This window comes from Aeromonas sp., from assembly GCF_050252055.1.
Lineage (GTDB): Bacteria > Pseudomonadota > Gammaproteobacteria > Enterobacterales > Aeromonadaceae > Aeromonas > Aeromonas caviae.
In genome coordinates, this window is sequence record NZ_JBFWLQ010000005.1 from 344426 (window position 1) to 360954 (window position 16529).

Genomic DNA, 16529 nt, shown 5'->3' on the forward strand with positions numbered 1-16529 from the left:
GGCCCTTTTCATTGGGCGCCCCGCCTCACTCCTCGCCTCATTGCATCTCGTCCCCTTGCCGTCACGGCAGGGATGGGATCAGCCGATGGTGCTGTCGAACAGGTTCTTGATGAGGTCGATGAACTCGATGAGGAAGGCTTGCTGGGCTTCGCTGGGGGCGGACAACCAGACGGCGGAGAGCACCTCTTCCAGGTCGGCGACCACGGCATCGGCTTCCTGCATGATCAGGAAGCGCACCTTGGGGTCGAGCTGGGGGTTCTGCTCGCAGATGGCCATCAGGTTGTCGGCCACCCGGCTGCTCACCAGATCCTCGATGGTCTGGGCACCGCCGCCTTGTTGCTGGCTCTCGAACAGACCCAGACTCTCTACCAGATACTCGATCAGCGCAATGTAACCGTCGCTCTCTACCACCATGATGGCTGCCCTTTCTTCATTGCCTTGGGGAAATGGTGCGTATTTTAGTGGCTGAACCCGTCATGGCAAGCGGCAGTGGAGCCGATGGCGGATAAATTGGACACCGCCGCGCTCCACCGTCTCCAATCCGGTCAGCAGGAAGCCGTGACGCAGGAAGAGGGCGAGGCTGAAGGCGCTCGCCTCCGTGGTGAGGCTGCCAAGCCCCATCTGGCTGGCGGCTGCCAGCACCCGCTCCAGCAGCAGGGTGCCGAGCCCCTGGCGCGGATGATCCGCGCTCACGTAGAGCAGGCTGAGATGACCGTCATCGCTCAGGGTGGCAAAGCCAAGGGGCACATCGTCTTGCTCGATGACCCAGCCATGGTGCTCGCGCAACTGGCTGGCAAGCCCCGGGTGATGGGCGCCCCTGGCCCACTGCTCCACCTGCTCCGGGCTGTAGTGTGCAGGCCCCAGGCGGCGTACCGACTGCTCGAACAGATCCAGCAGCCTTGGTATGTGCGCCTCCTCGAGGGGGACGATGCGAGGAGAAGAAGGAGACGGCATGGGTCAACCCTCCCTGATGGTCGCGCGGGGGGCCTGGGGCCGCTTCGCCCTGGGCAGACCCGCCACCACCCGCTCATAGGAGTGGACTATCCAGCCCTGCCAGAGATCGTCAGACAGGCCTTCACTCAGGGTCACCGTGTTCCAGTGCTGCTTGTTCATGTGCCAGCCCGGTTTCACCTCGGGGTGGATCTCCCGCAGCAGCAGGGCGAGCTCGGGTTCGCACTTCAGGTTGATGGAGAGGGGCTCCGCCTGCCAGTCCACCAGGGCAAACATCTTGCCTGCGATGCGGTAGACCAGGATCTCCGGGCCGAAGGGGGTGTCCTCGGTGGCGCCGGGCTGGCTGAGCAAAAATTCACGCAATTGAACGAGGGTCATGGGGACTCCAGGCTGGTCCGATCATGGTGGAAGCATGTTCACCGGGGTGAGCCTTCTGTTAATATGCGCGCCGAGTATACCCCCCATCACCCCGGGAGCCCATGAGATGTTGTACCACAAGACCTTTGAACTGGGTCCCGATCGGGATTGGGTGGTGTTCGTGCACGGTGCGGGCGGCAGCTCCTCCATTTGGTTCAAGCAGTTGCGGGCCTACCGGGAGCACTTCAACGTGCTGCTGCTGGACCTTCGCGGTCACGGCCAGTCCAACCAGCTGCAGCAGGTGGTAAAGGGGCACTACAGCTTTCGGGAGGTGACCGAGGACATCCTGCGCCTGCTGGATCACCTGCGCATCCCCCACGCCCATTTTGTCGGCATCTCCCTTGGCACCATCCTCATTCGCCACCTGGCGGAGCTTCGCCCCGAGCGGGTCAAGAGCATGGTGCTCGGCGGTGCCATCCTGCGTCTCGACATCCGCTCCCGGGTGCTGGTGCAGCTTGGTCGCCTCGGCCAGCACTTCCTGCCCTACATGTGGCTCTACCGCCTGTTCGCCTTCATCATCATGCCGCGCCAGCACCATCAGGAGTCCCGCAACCTCTTCGTGCGCGAGGCCAGAAAGCTGTGCCAGAAGGAGTTCAAGCGCTGGTTCCGTCTCGCCACCGAGGTGAACCCCCTGATGCGCTACTTTCGCGAGCGGGCCCTGCCCATTCCCACCCTCTACGTGATGGGGGAGGAGGATCACATGTTCCTCGCCCCGGTGCGCGAGCAGGTGGCCCGCGACCCTTACAGCCGCCTCGAAATCATCGAAAAGTGCGGCCACGTCTGCAACGTGGAGCAGCCGGATCACTTCAACCGCCAGTCCCTGGCGTTTCTCTCCCGTCAGGCGGCGTCGTCCGCTCTTTGAAGCCCGACAAGGGCCTCAGATGAAGTAGTGGCCAATCTCCAGATAGCGCTGGCGGATGTGCTCGATGAGCAGCCTTATCTTGCGCGGCGGCTGGCGGGTGAAGGGGTAGACGGCGTAGATGCCGAGCTTCTTGCCCACCCGGTCGGGAAACAAGTCCACCAGATCCCCCTGCATCAGGTCGTGATAGACCAGACAGCGCGGCACATAGACGATGCCGCGCCCCCCCAGCGCCGCCTTGCGCAGGGCTCCGGCGTTGTCGGTTGAAAAGCTCCCCGACACCGACACCAGATAGTTGCCCTCTTCCCCCTTGAAGGCCCACTCCGAGGCCCCCGTGCTCTGGTAGGCGTAGCGCAGGCAGTTGTGGGTGAGCAAATCCGACGGCTCGCGCGGTGCCCCGAAGCGGCGCACATAGGCGGGGGCGGCGCAGATGACCCACTGGGAGTCGAGAATGTGGCGGGCAATCAGGCTCGAGTCATCCAGATAGCCGGTGCGAATGACCAGATCGAACCCCTCTTCCACCAGGTTGACGAAGCGGTTGTCCAGCGACATCTCCACCGTGAGCCCCGGGTGCTGCTGGCAAAAATCGGCTACCGCATCGGCGAGCAAGAGCTCGCCGGAGATGGTGGGCACCGACATCCGCACATGACCGCTCACCTTTTCACCAAATCCCGCCACCGCGTCGAAGGCGTCCAGTGCGGCGGCCTTCACATTTTTGGCACCCTGATAGAGCGCCTTGCCCGCCTCGCTCAGGGTGAGCCGGCGGGTGGTGCGATAGAGGAGCTGCACCCCGAGCTCCTCTTCAAGACGCCCGATCCGCTTGCTAACCACTGAATTTGTCAGGGAATTTTGTTCAGCCACCTTGCTGAAGGAGCCGGCCTCCACCACCTGGGCGAAGAGGATGAGGTCGTCGGTACTGGCCATATTGATCAACTTTTGGAACGAATGTTGTTCATTATTTCCATATATCGCGAAAAAGGAACAGGGTAAGGTCACGTCCGCTTAACAAAACAACAACAAGGTGCGCCTCTGCACCCCTCTGGACAAGGACGCAATGATGACAGACACCCTGCTGGCCCTGGTGGCCTTCTCGCCGATCCTGGTGGCCGCCGTGCTGCTGGTCGGCCTCAACTGGCCCGCCAAGCGCGCCATGCCCGTCGCCTTCCTGTTGACCGTGTTCATCGCCCTGTGGGGCTGGCAGATGAGCCCGACCCGGGTCTTCGCCTCCACCCTGCAGGGGCTGGTGATCACGGTGACCGTGCTCTGGATCGTGTTCGGCGCCATCCTGATGCTCAACACCCTCAAACACACCGGTGCCATCACCGCCATTCGCGGCGGTTTCACCAACATCTCGCCGGACAGGCGCATCCAGGCCATCATCATCGCCTGGTGCTTCGGCGCCTTTATCGAAGGGGCCTCGGGTTTTGGCACCCCGGCCGCCATCGCCGCGCCGCTGCTGGTGGCCATCGGCTTCCCGGCGCTCGCCGCCGTGCTGCTCGGCATGATGATCCAGTCCACCCCGGTGTCGTTCGGCGCGGTGGGCACCCCCATCCTGGTGGGCATCAACAAGGGGCTGGATAACCAGGCCATCGGCCAGACCCTGAGCGCCGGTGGCAGCAGCTGGGACATCTACCTGCAACAGGTGACCACCAACGTGGCTCTCATTCACGCCACCGTCGGCACCCTGATGCCGGTGCTGATGGTGATGATGCTGACCCGCTTCTTTGGCCGCAACCGCAGCTGGACCGAGGGGCTCTCCATCCTGCCGTTTGCGATTTTCGCCGGGCTCGCTTTCACCGTCCCCTATGCCCTCACCGGCATGCTGCTCGGCCCCGAGTTCCCGTCCCTCATCGGCGGTCTGGTGGGGCTGGCCCTGGTGGTGACGGCGGCGCGAGCCGGTTTTCTGGTGCCCAAGAACTCCTGGGATTTCGCCCCCGAGAACGAGTGGCCCGCCGAGTGGCTGGGCTCCTTGAAGCTCGATCTCAAAGAGGCCGCCGGTCGCCCCATGTCGCTCATGCTGGCCTGGCTCCCCTATGTGGCGCTGGCGCTCCTGCTGGTGGCGAGCCGGGTGAGCCCGGAGTTCAAGGCCAGCCTCCTGTCGGTGAGCCTCGCCTTCACGGATCTGCTGGGTGAGAAGGGGGTCAGCGCCTCCATTGAGCCGCTCTACCTGCCGGGGGGCCTGCTGGTGCTTTGCGCCCTGCTCGCCACCTGGCTGCAATCGCGCTCACTCGCCCCCTTCGGGCGGGCGCTGGGGGAGTCCAGCCGCACCCTGATCGGCGCCGGCTTCGTGCTGATTTTTACCGTGCCCATGGTGCGCATCTTCATCAACTCCGGCGTTAACGGGGCGGATCTCGCCAGCATGCCGGTGACCACCGCCAACTTTGCCGCCGGGCTGGTGGGGGAGTTCTTCCCGGCCCTCAGCGCCACCATCGGCGCGCTGGGGGCCTTTATCGCCGGATCCAACACGGTATCGAACATGATGTTCAGCCAGTTCCAGTTTGAAGTGGCCCAGACCCTTGGGGTCTCCACCGCCGCCATGCTGGCCCTGCAGGCAGTCGGCGCCGCCGCGGGCAACATGATTGCCATTCACAACGTGGTGGCGGCCTCGGCCACCGTGGGGCTGCTCGGTCGTGAGGGGGCGACGCTGCGCAAGACCGCGCTGCCGACCCTCTACTACCTGCTGGTCACCGGCCTTATCGGGCTGGCGCTCATGTACAGCTTCCACATCTCGGACGCACTGCTGCAGCTCAAGTAAGGAGAGCAAGTGATGAAGGTAATGCGGGTCTACCCGGCCAAGCCGGCCGATGTCTATCTCTACGCCACCTGTCTGGTGGACCTGTTCGACCCGGTGGCGGGGCTCGATGCCATCGCCCTGATCGAGCGGGAAGGGATAAGGGTGCACTTTGTCGAGAAACAGACCTGCTGCGGGCAGCCGGCCTACACCTCGGGTCACGAGGAGGAGGCGCGCAAGGTGGCGCAAAGCCAGATGGCGCTCTTCCCCGAGCCCTGGCCGGTGGTGGTGCTGTCGGGCTCCTGCGGCGGCATGATGCACCACCACTACCGCCGACTCTTCCCCGAGAGCCCCGAGGTGGCCGATTTTTGCGATCGGGTGTTCGAGCTCACCGAGTTTCTGGCCCGGGTCTGCCGGGTGCGCTGGCACGGGGTGGGGGAGGCGAGCATCGTCATGCACACCTCCTGCTCGGCCCGGCGCGAGATGCAGGTACACACCACGGCCCGCAGCCTGCTGGGGCAGCTCGATGGGGTCACCTTGCATGAACAGGCCTACGAGAGCGAGTGCTGCGGCTTTGGCGGCACCTTCTCGGTGCGCCACCCCCACATCAGCCAGGCCATGGTCGAAGACAAGACCCGCCACCTGCTGGCCACCGGCGCCGACACCCTGGTGAGCGCCGACTGGGGGTGCCTCTTGAACATCAAGGGATCCCTGGCCTATCAGGGCAGGATCTTGCCTGCCACCCACCTGGCGAGCTTCCTGCTCGCCCACAGCCGCCCCGACAGTGACGAAATAGCTCATAACGGCGCCGCTGTTAGCGATTTGGCTCATGCCAAAGAGGCCCAGCCCCATGTCTGATCACGCCAAGTATTCGCCGCGCCGCTTCCATCCCCAGGCCGAGGCGGCCCTGGCCGACCCGGTACTGCGCCAGAACTTTCGCGGTGCCATGGATTACCTGCGCGCCAAGCGCCGGGATGCCTTCGCCGACCCCGCCGAAGAAGAATCGGTGCGCGATGCGGCGGAGCAAATCCGCCAGCGCTGTCTCTCGCGTCTGCCGGACCTGCTGGAGCAGCTCGAAGCCAACTGTGAGCGCAACGGCATCCGGGTGCACTGGGCCCAGACGCCGGCCGAGGCCAACGCCATCATCCTTCGCATCGCCCAAAAAAACGGGGTGAGCAGCATCGTCAAGGGCAAGTCCATGGTGAGCGAGGAGGTGGGGTTCAACCACGAGATGGCGCGCCACGGCATCCGCTGCCTTGAGAGCGACATGGGGGAGTTTATCGTCCAGCTCGACGGCGACACCCCGTCCCACATCATCATGCCCGCCATCCACAAGAACAAGCAGGAGGTGAGCGACACCTTCGCAAGCAACCTGGAAGGCTTCACCCCCACCACGGACGTGGACGCCCTGATCCAGACCGGGCGGCGGGCCCTGCGTGAAGAGTTTCGCCGCGCCGGCATGGGGCTGTCGGGGGTCAACTTCGCGGTGGCTGAGACCGGCAGCCTGTGTCTCGTGGAGAACGAGGGCAACGGGCGCATGTGCACCACTGTGCCCAAGGTCCACGTGGCCATCACCGGCATCGAGAAGGTGGTGGAGTTCTTATCCGACGTGCCGCCGCTTTACAGCGCCCTGACCCGCTCGGCCACCGGACAGGCCATCACGACTTACTTCAACGTCATCAGCGGCCCGCGCCGGGCAGGGGAGCTGGACGGCCCGGACGAGGTGCACCTGGTGCTGCTGGACAACGGCCGCAGCCAGGCTTACCGGGACGAAGAGCTGCGCAAGACCCTGCAGTGCATCCGCTGCGGCGCCTGCATGAACCACTGCCCGGTTTACACCCGCATCGGCGGTCACGCTTACGGCACCATCTACCCAGGCCCCATCGGCAAGATAGTTTCCCCCCATCTGCTGGGGCTGGAAAGCACCCAGGATCTGGTGACGGCCTCGAGCCTGTGCGGTGCTTGCGGCGAGGTGTGCCCGGTGCGCATCCCCATCCCCGACCTGTTGCAGCGCCTGCGCCGGGAGGCCAAGCACGACGCACAGCCCGGTCACGAACCGCTGGCGGGGCAGGGGGCGGCCAGGAGCCGACTTGAGACCCTCGCCATGCAGGGCTTTGCCTTCGCCGCCACCCACCCACGCCTCTATCACGCTGCAACCGGGGTGGCCGGTCGCTTGCGGGGCTTGATGCCCAAATACCTGGGCCCCTGGACCCAGTGCCGCGAAGCCCCCAAACCCGCCCCCCAGAGCCTGCACGCCCTGCTGCGCCAGAAGAAGAAGGAGTCCTGAGATGTCGAGCAAAGAGGCCATATTAAGCCGCCTGCGCGGCGCCGCCGCCCCCATGGCACATGCCCCCCATGGTTGGCAGCCCTGGCGCGGAGAGGATGCACAGGCGCGGCGCGAGCGCTTTGTTGCCGGGATCCGCGCCAGCCACGCCGAGATCCTCACAGTCCAACAGGTAAACCTGGCCCGGGAGCTGAGCACCTGGCTGGATGAAGAAGGCGTGACGCATCTGGCCTGTGGCCAGGGCGGCCGCTGGCAGGAGGCGGTCGCGGCCGCCTGCGCCGGGCGATCTGTGCTGACCCCCTCTGGCGAGTTCGCGAGCTGGAAGGACGCGCTGTTCGACGTCTGTCAGGCGGGCATCACCCACTGCGCGGGGGCCATTGCCGATACCGGGACGCTCGTATTGCTGCCGGATGGCGGCGAGCCGCGCACCTTGTCCCTGGTGCCCCCCTGCCATATCGCCCTGCTGGCGGCCTCCACCATCGCCGACAACCTGGCAGGGCTGGTGGCGGCCGGGCGCTGGCAGCAGGCCATGCCCACCAACCTGCTGCTGGTCTCCGGCCCCTCCAAGACCGCCGACATCCAGCAGACCCTGGCCTACGGCGCCCACGGCCCGAGTCGCCTCTTGGTAGTGCTGGTGGAGGACTACTGATGCGCTGGAACCAGTTTGATGCCGCCGTGCTCTCGCGCATCCCGCAGGAGCGGCTGGTGAGCGACCCGGACTTGCGATTGGCCCACGGCACGGACGCCAGCTTCTACCGCCTGGTGCCCGAGCGCATCGTGCGCCTCGACTCTTTGGATGAAGTGCGCTTCGTGCTGTCGGTGTGCCGCGAATTGGGCCTGCCGTGTACCTTTCGCGCCGCCGGCACCAGCCTCTCGGGCCAGGCCCTGAGCGATTCGGTGCTCATCACCCTGACCGATAGCTGGCGCGGCCACCGCATTCTGGACGAGGGCGAGCGCATCGCCCTGCAACCCGGAGTGATCGGCGCCGATGCCAACCGCTATCTGGCCCCTCTGGGGCGCAAGATTGGGCCGGATCCCGCCTCCATCAACGCCTGCAAGCTTGGCGGCATCGCCGCCAACAACGCGAGCGGCATGTGCTGCGGCACCGCCCACAACAGCTATCACACCCTGCACGCCATGACGTTGCTGCTGGCCGATGGCACCGTGCTGGAGAGTGGCGATCCCCAGAGCCGCGCCGCCTTTGCGGCCAGGCGCCCGGAGCTGCTCTCGGGACTCGCCGCCCTGCGCACCGAAGTGCTGGCGAATGCCGAGCTTGCCGCCAAGATCCGCCACAAGTACCGGCTCAAGAACACCACCGGCTACGCCATCAACGCCCTGCTCGACCATGAGGACCCCGTCGATATCCTCACCCACCTGATGATTGGCTCGGAGGGGACCCTCGGTTTTATCGCCGAGGTAGTGCTCGACACCGTGCCCGAATACCCCCACAAGGCCTCGGCCCTGCTGGTGTTCCGGGACGCCGAGCAGGCCTGTCTGGCCACCTCGCGCCTGAAAAGTGCGCCGGTTGCGGCGGTGGAGCTGATGGATGGACGATCCCTTCGCTCGGTCGCGGGCAAGCCCGGCCTGCCGGACTTTATCAAGGCGCTGGATCTGGCTGCCTGCGCCTTGCTGATCGAAGTGCATGGGGAATCGAAAGAGGAGCTGGTGGATCGCTGCGAGCAGGTGATGGCCATGGCGGCCGAGTTCGCCCAGGTCGCCTCTGTGCCTTTTACCGGCGACAGCGCCGGCCTCTGGGCCATTCGCAAGGGGCTCTTCCCGGCGGTGGGGGCGGTGCGCACCACCGGCACCACCGTCATCATCGAGGATGTCGCCTTTCCCATCGAGCGTCTGGCGGAAGGGGTAGCGGGGCTGCAAGCCCTGTTCGATCGCTTCGAATACAGTGAGGCCATCATCTTCGGCCATGCGCTGGAGGGGAACCTGCACTTCGTCTTTACCCAGGGGTTCGACGATCCGGCCCAGGTGGCCCGTTACGGCGCCTTTATGGATGCGGTGGCCGAGCTGGTCGCGGTGCGCTTTGGCGGGTCCCTCAAGGCCGAGCACGGCACCGGCCGCAACATGGCCCCTTATGTGGAGTTGGAATGGGGGCCTGAGGGGATGGCGCTGATGCGCCGCATCAAGGCGCTGCTGGACCCCGATAAACTGCTCAATCCCGGTGTCATCATCAACGACGACCCCAACGCCCACCTGGCCCACCTCAAGCCCATGCCGGCGAGCGATGCCATCGTCGATCCGTGCATCGAGTGCGGCTTTTGCGAGGCGGTCTGCCCCTCGCGCACCCTGTCGCTGTCGCCGCGCCAGCGCATCGTGCTCTATCGGGAGTTGTCACGCCGTGGTCGCAGCGGTGAAGTGGCAGGGGATCTTGCCCGGCTGTTTGACTATCAGGGGATAGAGACCTGTGCCGCCACCGGGCTCTGCGCCGATCGCTGCCCGGTGGGCATCAACACCGGCAGCCTGATCAAGAAGCTGCGCAGCGAAAAGTACCAGCGCTTCGTGCCCATCGCCCGCTGGAGCGCCGATCACTTCGCCGGCGTTACCCGCACCGCCCGCAGTGCGTTGGGCCTAAAAGCCATTGCGGGCAAGGTGTTGGGAGACAAGGCGCTGGCAGGATTGGTGAACGGGGTTCGCCATCTGAGCGGCCAGCGCACCCCCGCCTGGTTGCCCACCCTGCCGGGGCCGAGCCGCTACCGGTGGCCGCAAGGGGAGGGGAGCCATGGCGGATCCAGCGAGCGCGCTGTGGTCTATTTGCCGTCCTGCGCGAGCCGGGTGTTCGGCCAGCAGGAGGAGGTCCCGTCACTGCCGGACGTGGTGTTATCCCTGCTCAATAAAGCGGGCTGCCGGGTGATAGTGCCGGCGAGAGTTGAGGGGCTCTGCTGCGGCATGCCCTATGACAGCAAGGGGATGAGCGAGGTGGCGGAAGCCAAGCGTACTGAGCTGGCCGAGGCGCTGTGGCAGGCAAGCGAGCAGGGGCGCTGGCCCGTGCTGCTCGACACCAGCCCCTGCGTGCAGCGACTGCTCTCGGGGGCGCTCGGCAAGGGCCTTCGGGTGTTCGAGCCCTCCGCCTTTGTGCTGGAACACCTGCTGCCCCATCTCAACCTTGTACCGATTGATGAGACAGTGATGCTCCATATCACCTGCAGCAGCCGGCGCATGGGGCTGGGGGAGGCGATGCTCAGTGTCGCCCGTGCCTGCGCCCGCGAGGTGATAGTCCCTGAGCATATCCAGTGCTGCGGCTTTGCCGGTGACAAAGGGTTGATGACCCCGGAGCTCAACGCCGCCGCACTTGCCAGCCTGCCCGCTCAGGTGCCCAGGGATTGCCGTCAGGGATTCAGCAACAGCCGCACCTGCGAAATGGGGCTCAGCCAGCACGCTGGCATTCCCTATCACAGCATCCTCTATCTGGTGGATCAGGCGGCGAAATAGGGAAACAAAAAACGGCAGGATAACTATCCTGCCGTTTTCAATGGGGTGAACAAGGTGGCTTAAAAACGGGACTTGTCTGGTGCTACGTGCTATGAAAGGGGCCGATGCTGATACGAACGATGGCAAGGAAGGATTGATGACGCCGCTAAACCACTATCTGCCTGCCTATCACTTCTGTGAAGTGCACGTTCGCGACATTGCCGCCGACCCGCGCACCGTCATCCAGGCGGCGTCCAACTATCGACCGGAAGCGGATCCGGCCTTTCGCCACCTGATCGGCTTGCGGGAAGTGCCGATGCGCCTTGGGCATCTTCTCGGTCGCCAACAGAGCGCCAGCCCGCCTCCCTTTGGCTTGGACAGATTCGTGCCGCTCGACAGCCATGACGACAACACGCTGCTCTACGGCCTTGTCGGCCGGTTCTGGCGGCCGGACTTTGGTCTGGTGACCATGGCGGACAGTCAGGCTTATCTGGACTTTGCGGCGCCAGGCGTCGCCAAGCTGGCCCTGGGGTTTTCGGCCAGCCGCCAGCCAAACGGCACCACCCGGTTGACCACCCAGACAAGGGTGTTCTGCCCGGATCTGGCCTGCCACCTCAAGTTCGCACCTTACTGGTATCTGATCCGCCCCGTCAGCGGCCTGATCCGGCGCCGGATACTGGGCGCCATCAAGGCAGAGAGTGAAAGAGGGTTGTAAGGCCATGCCGGAGTGTTCACCTGTACTTTCACTTTTTGGCACAAACAGAAGATGAGGGATTAATGACGTCTGAGTTCCCCATTGCCGTGCCTGCAGCCATGGAATACAGCCGCACCTGCGAAATGAGGTGGTAACAGTATTCCCTATCACAGTATCCTCATCCGGTTGATCAAGTGGTGAGATAAAGAAGTAGGTGCAAGAGTCGGGAGTTTATCTGGCCATTAACTGCTTTACGACCAGTTCCCATTAAGTCATGTTCAACTCAGCCAAGATGCGATAGACACTAACCCTACTGGAATAACGATCATCATTACTAGAACACCAAGGCAGCCGCTACCCCGGTTTGATGATGAGTGGAAATCATTATTTGTTGTGTCTCGGTTACTCAACCATTCAGCATGGCAACTTGAGCAATAGAGTTTCATTGTTCCCGTATTCCAAGCGCGAATGGTGCGATTGTCAAACGGGGCATTGCAGCGACAACGAGAACAGGTAAAGAATTTTTTTGAAGGTTTTTTGGGACGACTGAAGAGAGCAAGTAATATCATTGCAAACAATGCAATAGGAAGTGATATCGTAATGTCTTTTTCTTTATAATATTTAAAGCCAGTAAAAGTTATCAAAACTATAGCCAAGATTAAAAAAACATAATCCAGAGGTGTTTTTCTGACAGGTTCAAGTATGATTTTTTTATCACTTGGCCCTCCCTTAGAAAGAGAGCTTTGTTTGGAAGGTTGTTTGATAGGACGAAGAGTCCAACCTTCATAGTAAACTTCTGTCGCTCTCACCCGTCGCTGACTATCGGTGTCAGTCTCAAACAACACCTCGTCATTAATCTGTGGCCTTCTGTCATTAGGGTTCACAGCAGAGATATGGAAGAATATTTTTTCTGAACCATCCTCTGGCGTAATAAATCCAAAGCCCTTGCCATCATTCCATTGAGTAACTTTCCCTTTCATTTTCTTCCCTGGGTATCAAATGTTGAATTGACTGTGTTAATGAACAAGGGATTGACAAAGAAAATTATTTTTTATTCTTGTATCCCTAGGTGCTTTCTACATAGAGGAGGATCTCACTGAGATTGTCATGTCGTATAACACACTCAATCTCGATTTTATAAACCCTGCCTAACTATAAAACAATGGTGTTTACTGGTATCCAGTTATATTTCATTACTCACTAAATCACACGACTACCGCACGGAATATAGCCTCCATTGTGCTGTGGTTAACTGATTGAGGATGTACGAACCGTAGTCGCTCCCTGGCTGCCTTTAGGGCTATGAGGGGCGCATAAACAGGGTACCAAGTACAGCAGCATATGTTGAGCAAAATGTTTTACTTTGGGTGTGGGTTGGTGAGTATTTTTGATGGGGATCAGAAATTGGATAGGGCAGGATATTGGGTGCTGGCTGTTATTGGGAAGTTGCCTCAGAACCAAACCGTAGAGATGGTAATGGGGCGTAGACTTCGCCCCGTAACACACAAAGAGACGCAGCGAGAAATGAGGCAGGCCTTGGGTTCAATACCCCGTCATCTCCAGATAGCCGACGCCCTTGGCATCCCCCGAGACGGATACCGCCCCTTCCCAGTAGTCAAAGCGTCCCGTCATGGCCTGATTGGCTTGGCGGGCACGGATCGTCAGGTTCAACTCGGCGGCTTCCAGCTGCCACTCGATGGGGTAGGCTTGCCCCTTGGGGCCGCGCCAGGTCTTGCCGGGGGTGAGGCGGATCTGCGCAGGGTTCAGCACCCGGCTGCTGCCGTCTCGTTCAATCAGGATGCCGTAGCGGTTCTCAGGCTCAGTGTGGCCCGCTTTGGTGCGCAGGCGAAACAGCATCAGCTCGCGCCCGTCATCAAGTTGCAGCGAAAACCAGTCCCAGCCCGATTGCCACTCGGCCAATACCGAGCTGCTCCACTCGTGATCAAACCACCCCTCACCGCTGACGGTGCGGGTCTCCCCATCCAGGGTCAGGGTGCCGCTGATGGTCAGGCGGGGGTAGGAGTAGTAGAAGGAGGCGTTGCCCGGGCTCTTCTCGCTGTAACCCGCTTTGCCTTGCAGCACCGCGGGCTTTGCGGCACTTACCTTCACATCAAGATCCCCCGCCTTGCTCTGCACCTTGAGGGTGGCGGGAAAGAGCGATTCCCCTTGAGAGGTAAGCACCCACTCTTTTAGCCAATACTCACCGCCGCTGGCACCGGCGAGCCCTGGCCCCTGGCGGCTGGTGCGCTCGTCCTGCTGGTGGCTGCCTTTGCTCACATCCGTGATGGCGAACTGGGCCAACCAGAGTTGAGGGGTGAGCCAGGGGTTCTCCGATGTGATCTCCTGCTCGATGCCTTGGCGAAACAGGGTCCACTGCATGCCGTAGCCGCGCCCTTGCTCGTCTTTGAGGTTGCCAGTGAGATACCACCACTCGGAGCGGTAGTCGGGGTGGGCAGCGTGATCCGCGGGCAGGTTGATGGACTGACCCGGCAGGGCCTTTTTGAAGTGATCGTTGCCGCCACCCAGGATGCTCCCCAGATCGCTGGCCTGCGCGTGGCCGCTTATGGCAACAAGCGGGACCAAGAGGGCTGCAAGCCAAGAGGACAAGATTCCCCTCACCCTGGACCTCTCCCGAAGGGAGAGGGGATGGTTCGCGGCAGCTCTGTGCGCTTCTCTGCGCTGAATCAGGGGCGGTGACAGAGATCTGGTCAATGGGAACGTCAAGCCATGGCTGAGCCAGTGCGTCAACCAATATGTCATACCACTCTCCTTGCGGCGTACCAGGAGGCGAGCGCGCCACAGACGGGGGCGAGCAGGAGCGCCGTGACGGCGTGCAGGGGGGCGGCCTCGAAGGCCAGCCGCCAGCCAAAGGCGCGGGGGTTGACCACCTCAATCAGCACCCAGGCAAGGCCATAGCCCACCGGCAATGCCAGGATCGCCGTGAGCAGCCCGAGGCCTGCCCCTTGCCACACCAGCAGCCGGCGGCAGTGGCGGGGGCTCAGGCCAAGGCTTTGCAGGGTCTGCAACTCGCCGCGCCGGGCCAGCCCCAGCACCATGAAGGCCGAGCCGATGCCGACGAAGGCGATCCCCAGAATGAGCAACTTCAATAGCTCGGTCACCACAAAGGTCTGATCGAACACCCTGAGGGCGGCGGCGTGGATGGCGGGGGCGGGCAACAGGTTCACCTGCTCGCCAAACTGGCTCCTGAGCCTGTCGCCAAGGTGCTCGGGGTCCGGGCTGAAGAGGGCAAGGGATTGCACCTTGCCCCCTTCGAAGGCATGCAGTATCTGCCCCTTGTCGCTGCCGTAATCCTGATAGACGCCGGTGACGGTGAAAGCCCTCGGCCCCCCCTCGCTGGTTACCTCGAGGCGCTGGCCCACCCTGACCCCGAGGCGTACCGTCAGCGGTTCGCTCGCCAGCACCTCGTCGGGGGTGGCGGGCCAGCGCCCGGCCAGCAGGGGATAGGCGGCTTTGAGCTCGGGGATAAAGTCCATCTGCGCCCACTCGATGGGCTGCCCCTGCCAGCGGGCGGGGAGCACGGCGCGGCGGGAGGCGGCGCGCACGTCCGGCGCTGCAAGGATGGTGTTGAGGGTCTGCTCGCCGAGTGCGCCCCTGCTGCCAGCCACCCCCTTGGGAGCGGTGACGTAGAGATCGGCGGCCAGGCGCTGGCCGAGCCAGATCTCCACGCTCGAGCGAAAGCTCGACACCATGACCCCGATGCCGATGGCCGCGGCGATGGCCAGTTGCAGCGCCATCACCGCGATGGCGGTGCGATCCAGGTGATAGAGGGTTTCTGCCACCCCGAGCCGGGCGGTGAGGGGGCCGCGTGCACGCAGCCGCCCCAGCAAGGAGCGAAGGGCATCGGGCAGCAGGAGGGCCATGGCGAGCAGCCAGCCTCCGGCCACGAAGAGGGCGCCGCCAAGGCCGGTTTCTGGCCGCCATAGACACAGGGCGCACAGCAGCAGGATGGCGATGGCAAGGCCCCGGCGTTGCCAAGGGTGAGCCGGTGGGCGACTGTTGCCCTCTCGCAGCGCAAGGGGGGATTGGCGCAGCAGTTGCCACCAGCCGGGCAGGTTGGCGGCAAGCATCCCCAGAAGACCGATCACCAGCGCCTTGCCAAGGCTCGTCGGGGAGAGGCGCAGCAGGTCGATGGGGTTGGGGCCATAAAGATCGGCCAGCGCCTGGGTGAGCTGCCCCATCAGGGCGAGGGCCAGCAGGCTCCCCAGCAGCAGCCCGAGCAGGGTGCCGAGGGTGGCGAGGATCAGGATCTCCAGGGTCAGCCAGCGCAGCACCCGGCGCGGCGGCATCCCGAGGATGATGAGCTGGGCGAGCAGGGGGCGGCGCACGCTCTGCACGAAGCGCTGGGCGTTGAACACCAAAAACAATCCCACCGCCATGGCGAGCAGGGAGAGGGCGGTAAGGTTCAGGGCCAGCGCATCCCCGAGCTGGCTGGCATCGAGCGCCGGGCTGATGGGCTCAAGCCAGAGGGGCTGATGGGGGGCATAGGATTGCAGGGCAGCCTGCAAGGCCGTGGCCTCTTGCTCGCTGAGCTTGAAGACGATGCGATCGAGCCGTCCTTCCTTGCCAAGCAGCGGCTGTGCGAGGCCGATGTCGGTCACCAGCAGCCGCTCCATGGGGACGGCGCCGGGCTCGAAGGTGCCCGCCAGGGTCAGGGTCAGGGGGCGTTGCCCCTCATCCCCCAGCACAAAGGTTCGCGACTGGCCCGCTTGCCAGTCAAGGCGCCTCGCCTCGGGGGCGGCCAGCCAGACGCTGTCGGCGCGATTCAACGAGACATCGGGTTGGCTGTCTGGCGCGTCGCCAAAGAGGCGGCGCAGGGGGCCGGGGTTGAAGAGATCCATCCCCAGCAACTGGAAGCTGCGCCCCTGTTCGTCCTTGAGCCAGGCGTGAAGCTCTGGCATGGCGTCAAGGTTCGGCTGGCTTCGCACCAGCCTCACGTAGACTTGCTCATCCAGGCCCCCCTGGGGGGCCAGGCGGTAGTTGGCCTCCCCGGCGAGCTGGCTGCGGGCAGCGACGAAGTTGGTGCGGGCGCTGTGGTTCAAGAGCTCGATGGCCACCACCAGGGTGACCCCGAGGGTGAGCCCGGCCAGGCTCATCAAGAGCAACCAGGGGTGAGCGCGATAGAGGCGCAGCAGCGCCTTGAGCGGCAACATCA

Annotated in this window: 14 protein-coding genes; 7 read left to right on the plus strand and 7 right to left on the minus strand. The window is 63.5% G+C overall.

From position 1 onward, the window contains the following. Positions 1 to 78: 78 nt before the first annotated feature. The 3 genes from AB7E19_RS11680 to AB7E19_RS11690 are packed head-to-tail and all read right to left on the minus strand — an operon-like array spanning position 79 to position 1329. Positions 79 to 414, minus strand: a complete 336-nt coding sequence (locus AB7E19_RS11680; RefSeq protein WP_041215402.1) for a DUF3802 family protein — start codon at positions 412 to 414, stop codon at positions 79 to 81. 60 nt (positions 415 to 474) lie between these two features. Continuing rightward, a complete protein-coding gene (locus tag AB7E19_RS11685; RefSeq protein WP_041215401.1) occupies positions 475 to 954 on the minus strand; it encodes a GNAT family N-acetyltransferase in 480 nt (159 codons plus the stop codon). 3 nt (positions 955 to 957) lie between these two features. After that, positions 958 to 1329 carry an MmcQ/YjbR family DNA-binding protein gene (locus AB7E19_RS11690; protein ID WP_039038958.1) on the minus strand — a complete coding sequence of 124 codons (372 nt, stop codon included), beginning with the start codon at positions 1327 to 1329 and terminating at the stop codon, positions 958 to 960. A 106-nt stretch (positions 1330 to 1435) separates the two neighbouring features. Between AB7E19_RS11690 and AB7E19_RS11695 the strand changes: the two genes are divergently transcribed. Then, on the plus strand, positions 1436 to 2230 hold the full coding sequence (locus AB7E19_RS11695; RefSeq protein WP_219596838.1) for an alpha/beta fold hydrolase: 795 nt from the start codon (positions 1436 to 1438) through the stop codon (positions 2228 to 2230). Positions 2231 to 2245: 15 nt separating this feature from the next. Here AB7E19_RS11695 and AB7E19_RS11700 read toward each other — a convergent pair whose 3' ends face one another. Then, positions 2246 to 3223 (minus strand): LysR family transcriptional regulator, encoded by a 978-nt coding sequence (locus tag AB7E19_RS11700; RefSeq protein ID WP_080988704.1) that lies wholly within the window; start codon positions 3221 to 3223, stop codon positions 2246 to 2248. Between the two features lie 61 nt (positions 3224 to 3284). Here AB7E19_RS11700 and AB7E19_RS11705 point away from each other — a divergent pair, with 61 nt between their 5' ends. The 6 genes from AB7E19_RS11705 (at position 3285) to AB7E19_RS11730 (ending at position 11377) form a co-directional block, all read left to right on the plus strand. After that, positions 3285 to 4982, plus strand: coding sequence for an L-lactate permease (locus AB7E19_RS11705; protein WP_041215398.1), 1698 nt, complete (start codon positions 3285 to 3287; stop codon positions 4980 to 4982). Positions 4983 to 4994: 12 nt separating this feature from the next. Beyond that, on the plus strand, positions 4995 to 5816 hold the full coding sequence (locus AB7E19_RS11710) for a (Fe-S)-binding protein (RefSeq protein ID WP_080944315.1): 822 nt from the start codon (positions 4995 to 4997) through the stop codon (positions 5814 to 5816). Further along, on the plus strand, positions 5809 to 7245 hold the full coding sequence (locus AB7E19_RS11715) for a LutB/LldF family L-lactate oxidation iron-sulfur protein (RefSeq protein WP_427935357.1): 1437 nt from the start codon (positions 5809 to 5811) through the stop codon (positions 7243 to 7245). Before AB7E19_RS11710 ends, AB7E19_RS11715 begins: the two co-directional genes overlap by 8 nt. A 1-nt stretch (position 7246) precedes the next feature. Further along, complete coding sequence (locus AB7E19_RS11720; protein WP_427935359.1) at positions 7247 to 7891, plus strand: LutC/YkgG family protein; 645 nt, start codon at positions 7247 to 7249, stop codon at positions 7889 to 7891. Next, positions 7891 to 10683, plus strand: a complete 2793-nt coding sequence (locus AB7E19_RS11725) for an FAD-binding and (Fe-S)-binding domain-containing protein (RefSeq protein ID WP_427935361.1) — start codon at positions 7891 to 7893, stop codon at positions 10681 to 10683. The genes AB7E19_RS11720 and AB7E19_RS11725 overlap by 1 nt, the downstream gene beginning before the upstream one ends. Before the next feature lie 136 nt (positions 10684 to 10819). Next, complete coding sequence (locus AB7E19_RS11730; RefSeq protein ID WP_427935363.1) at positions 10820 to 11377, plus strand: hypothetical protein; 558 nt, start codon at positions 10820 to 10822, stop codon at positions 11375 to 11377. Between the two features lie 257 nt (positions 11378 to 11634). Here AB7E19_RS11730 and AB7E19_RS11735 read toward each other — a convergent pair whose 3' ends face one another. The 3 genes from AB7E19_RS11735 to AB7E19_RS11745 all read right to left on the minus strand — a co-directional run bounded on the left by AB7E19_RS11735 (position 11635) and on the right by AB7E19_RS11745 (position 16527). Next, the gene (locus AB7E19_RS11735; RefSeq protein ID WP_324046040.1) at positions 11635 to 12336 is read right to left on the minus strand and encodes a cold shock domain-containing protein; all 702 of its coding nucleotides are present in this window, start codon (positions 12334 to 12336) and stop codon (positions 11635 to 11637) included. A gap of 562 nt (positions 12337 to 12898) precedes the next feature. Then, a complete protein-coding gene (locus tag AB7E19_RS11740) occupies positions 12899 to 13939 on the minus strand; it encodes a lipocalin-like domain-containing protein (protein WP_427935366.1) in 1041 nt (346 codons plus the stop codon). A 173-nt stretch (positions 13940 to 14112) separates the two neighbouring features. After that, positions 14113 to 16527 carry an FtsX-like permease family protein gene (locus tag AB7E19_RS11745; protein WP_427935368.1) on the minus strand — a complete coding sequence of 805 codons (2415 nt, stop codon included), beginning with the start codon at positions 16525 to 16527 and terminating at the stop codon, positions 14113 to 14115. Between the last annotated feature and the right edge of the window lie 2 nt (positions 16528 to 16529).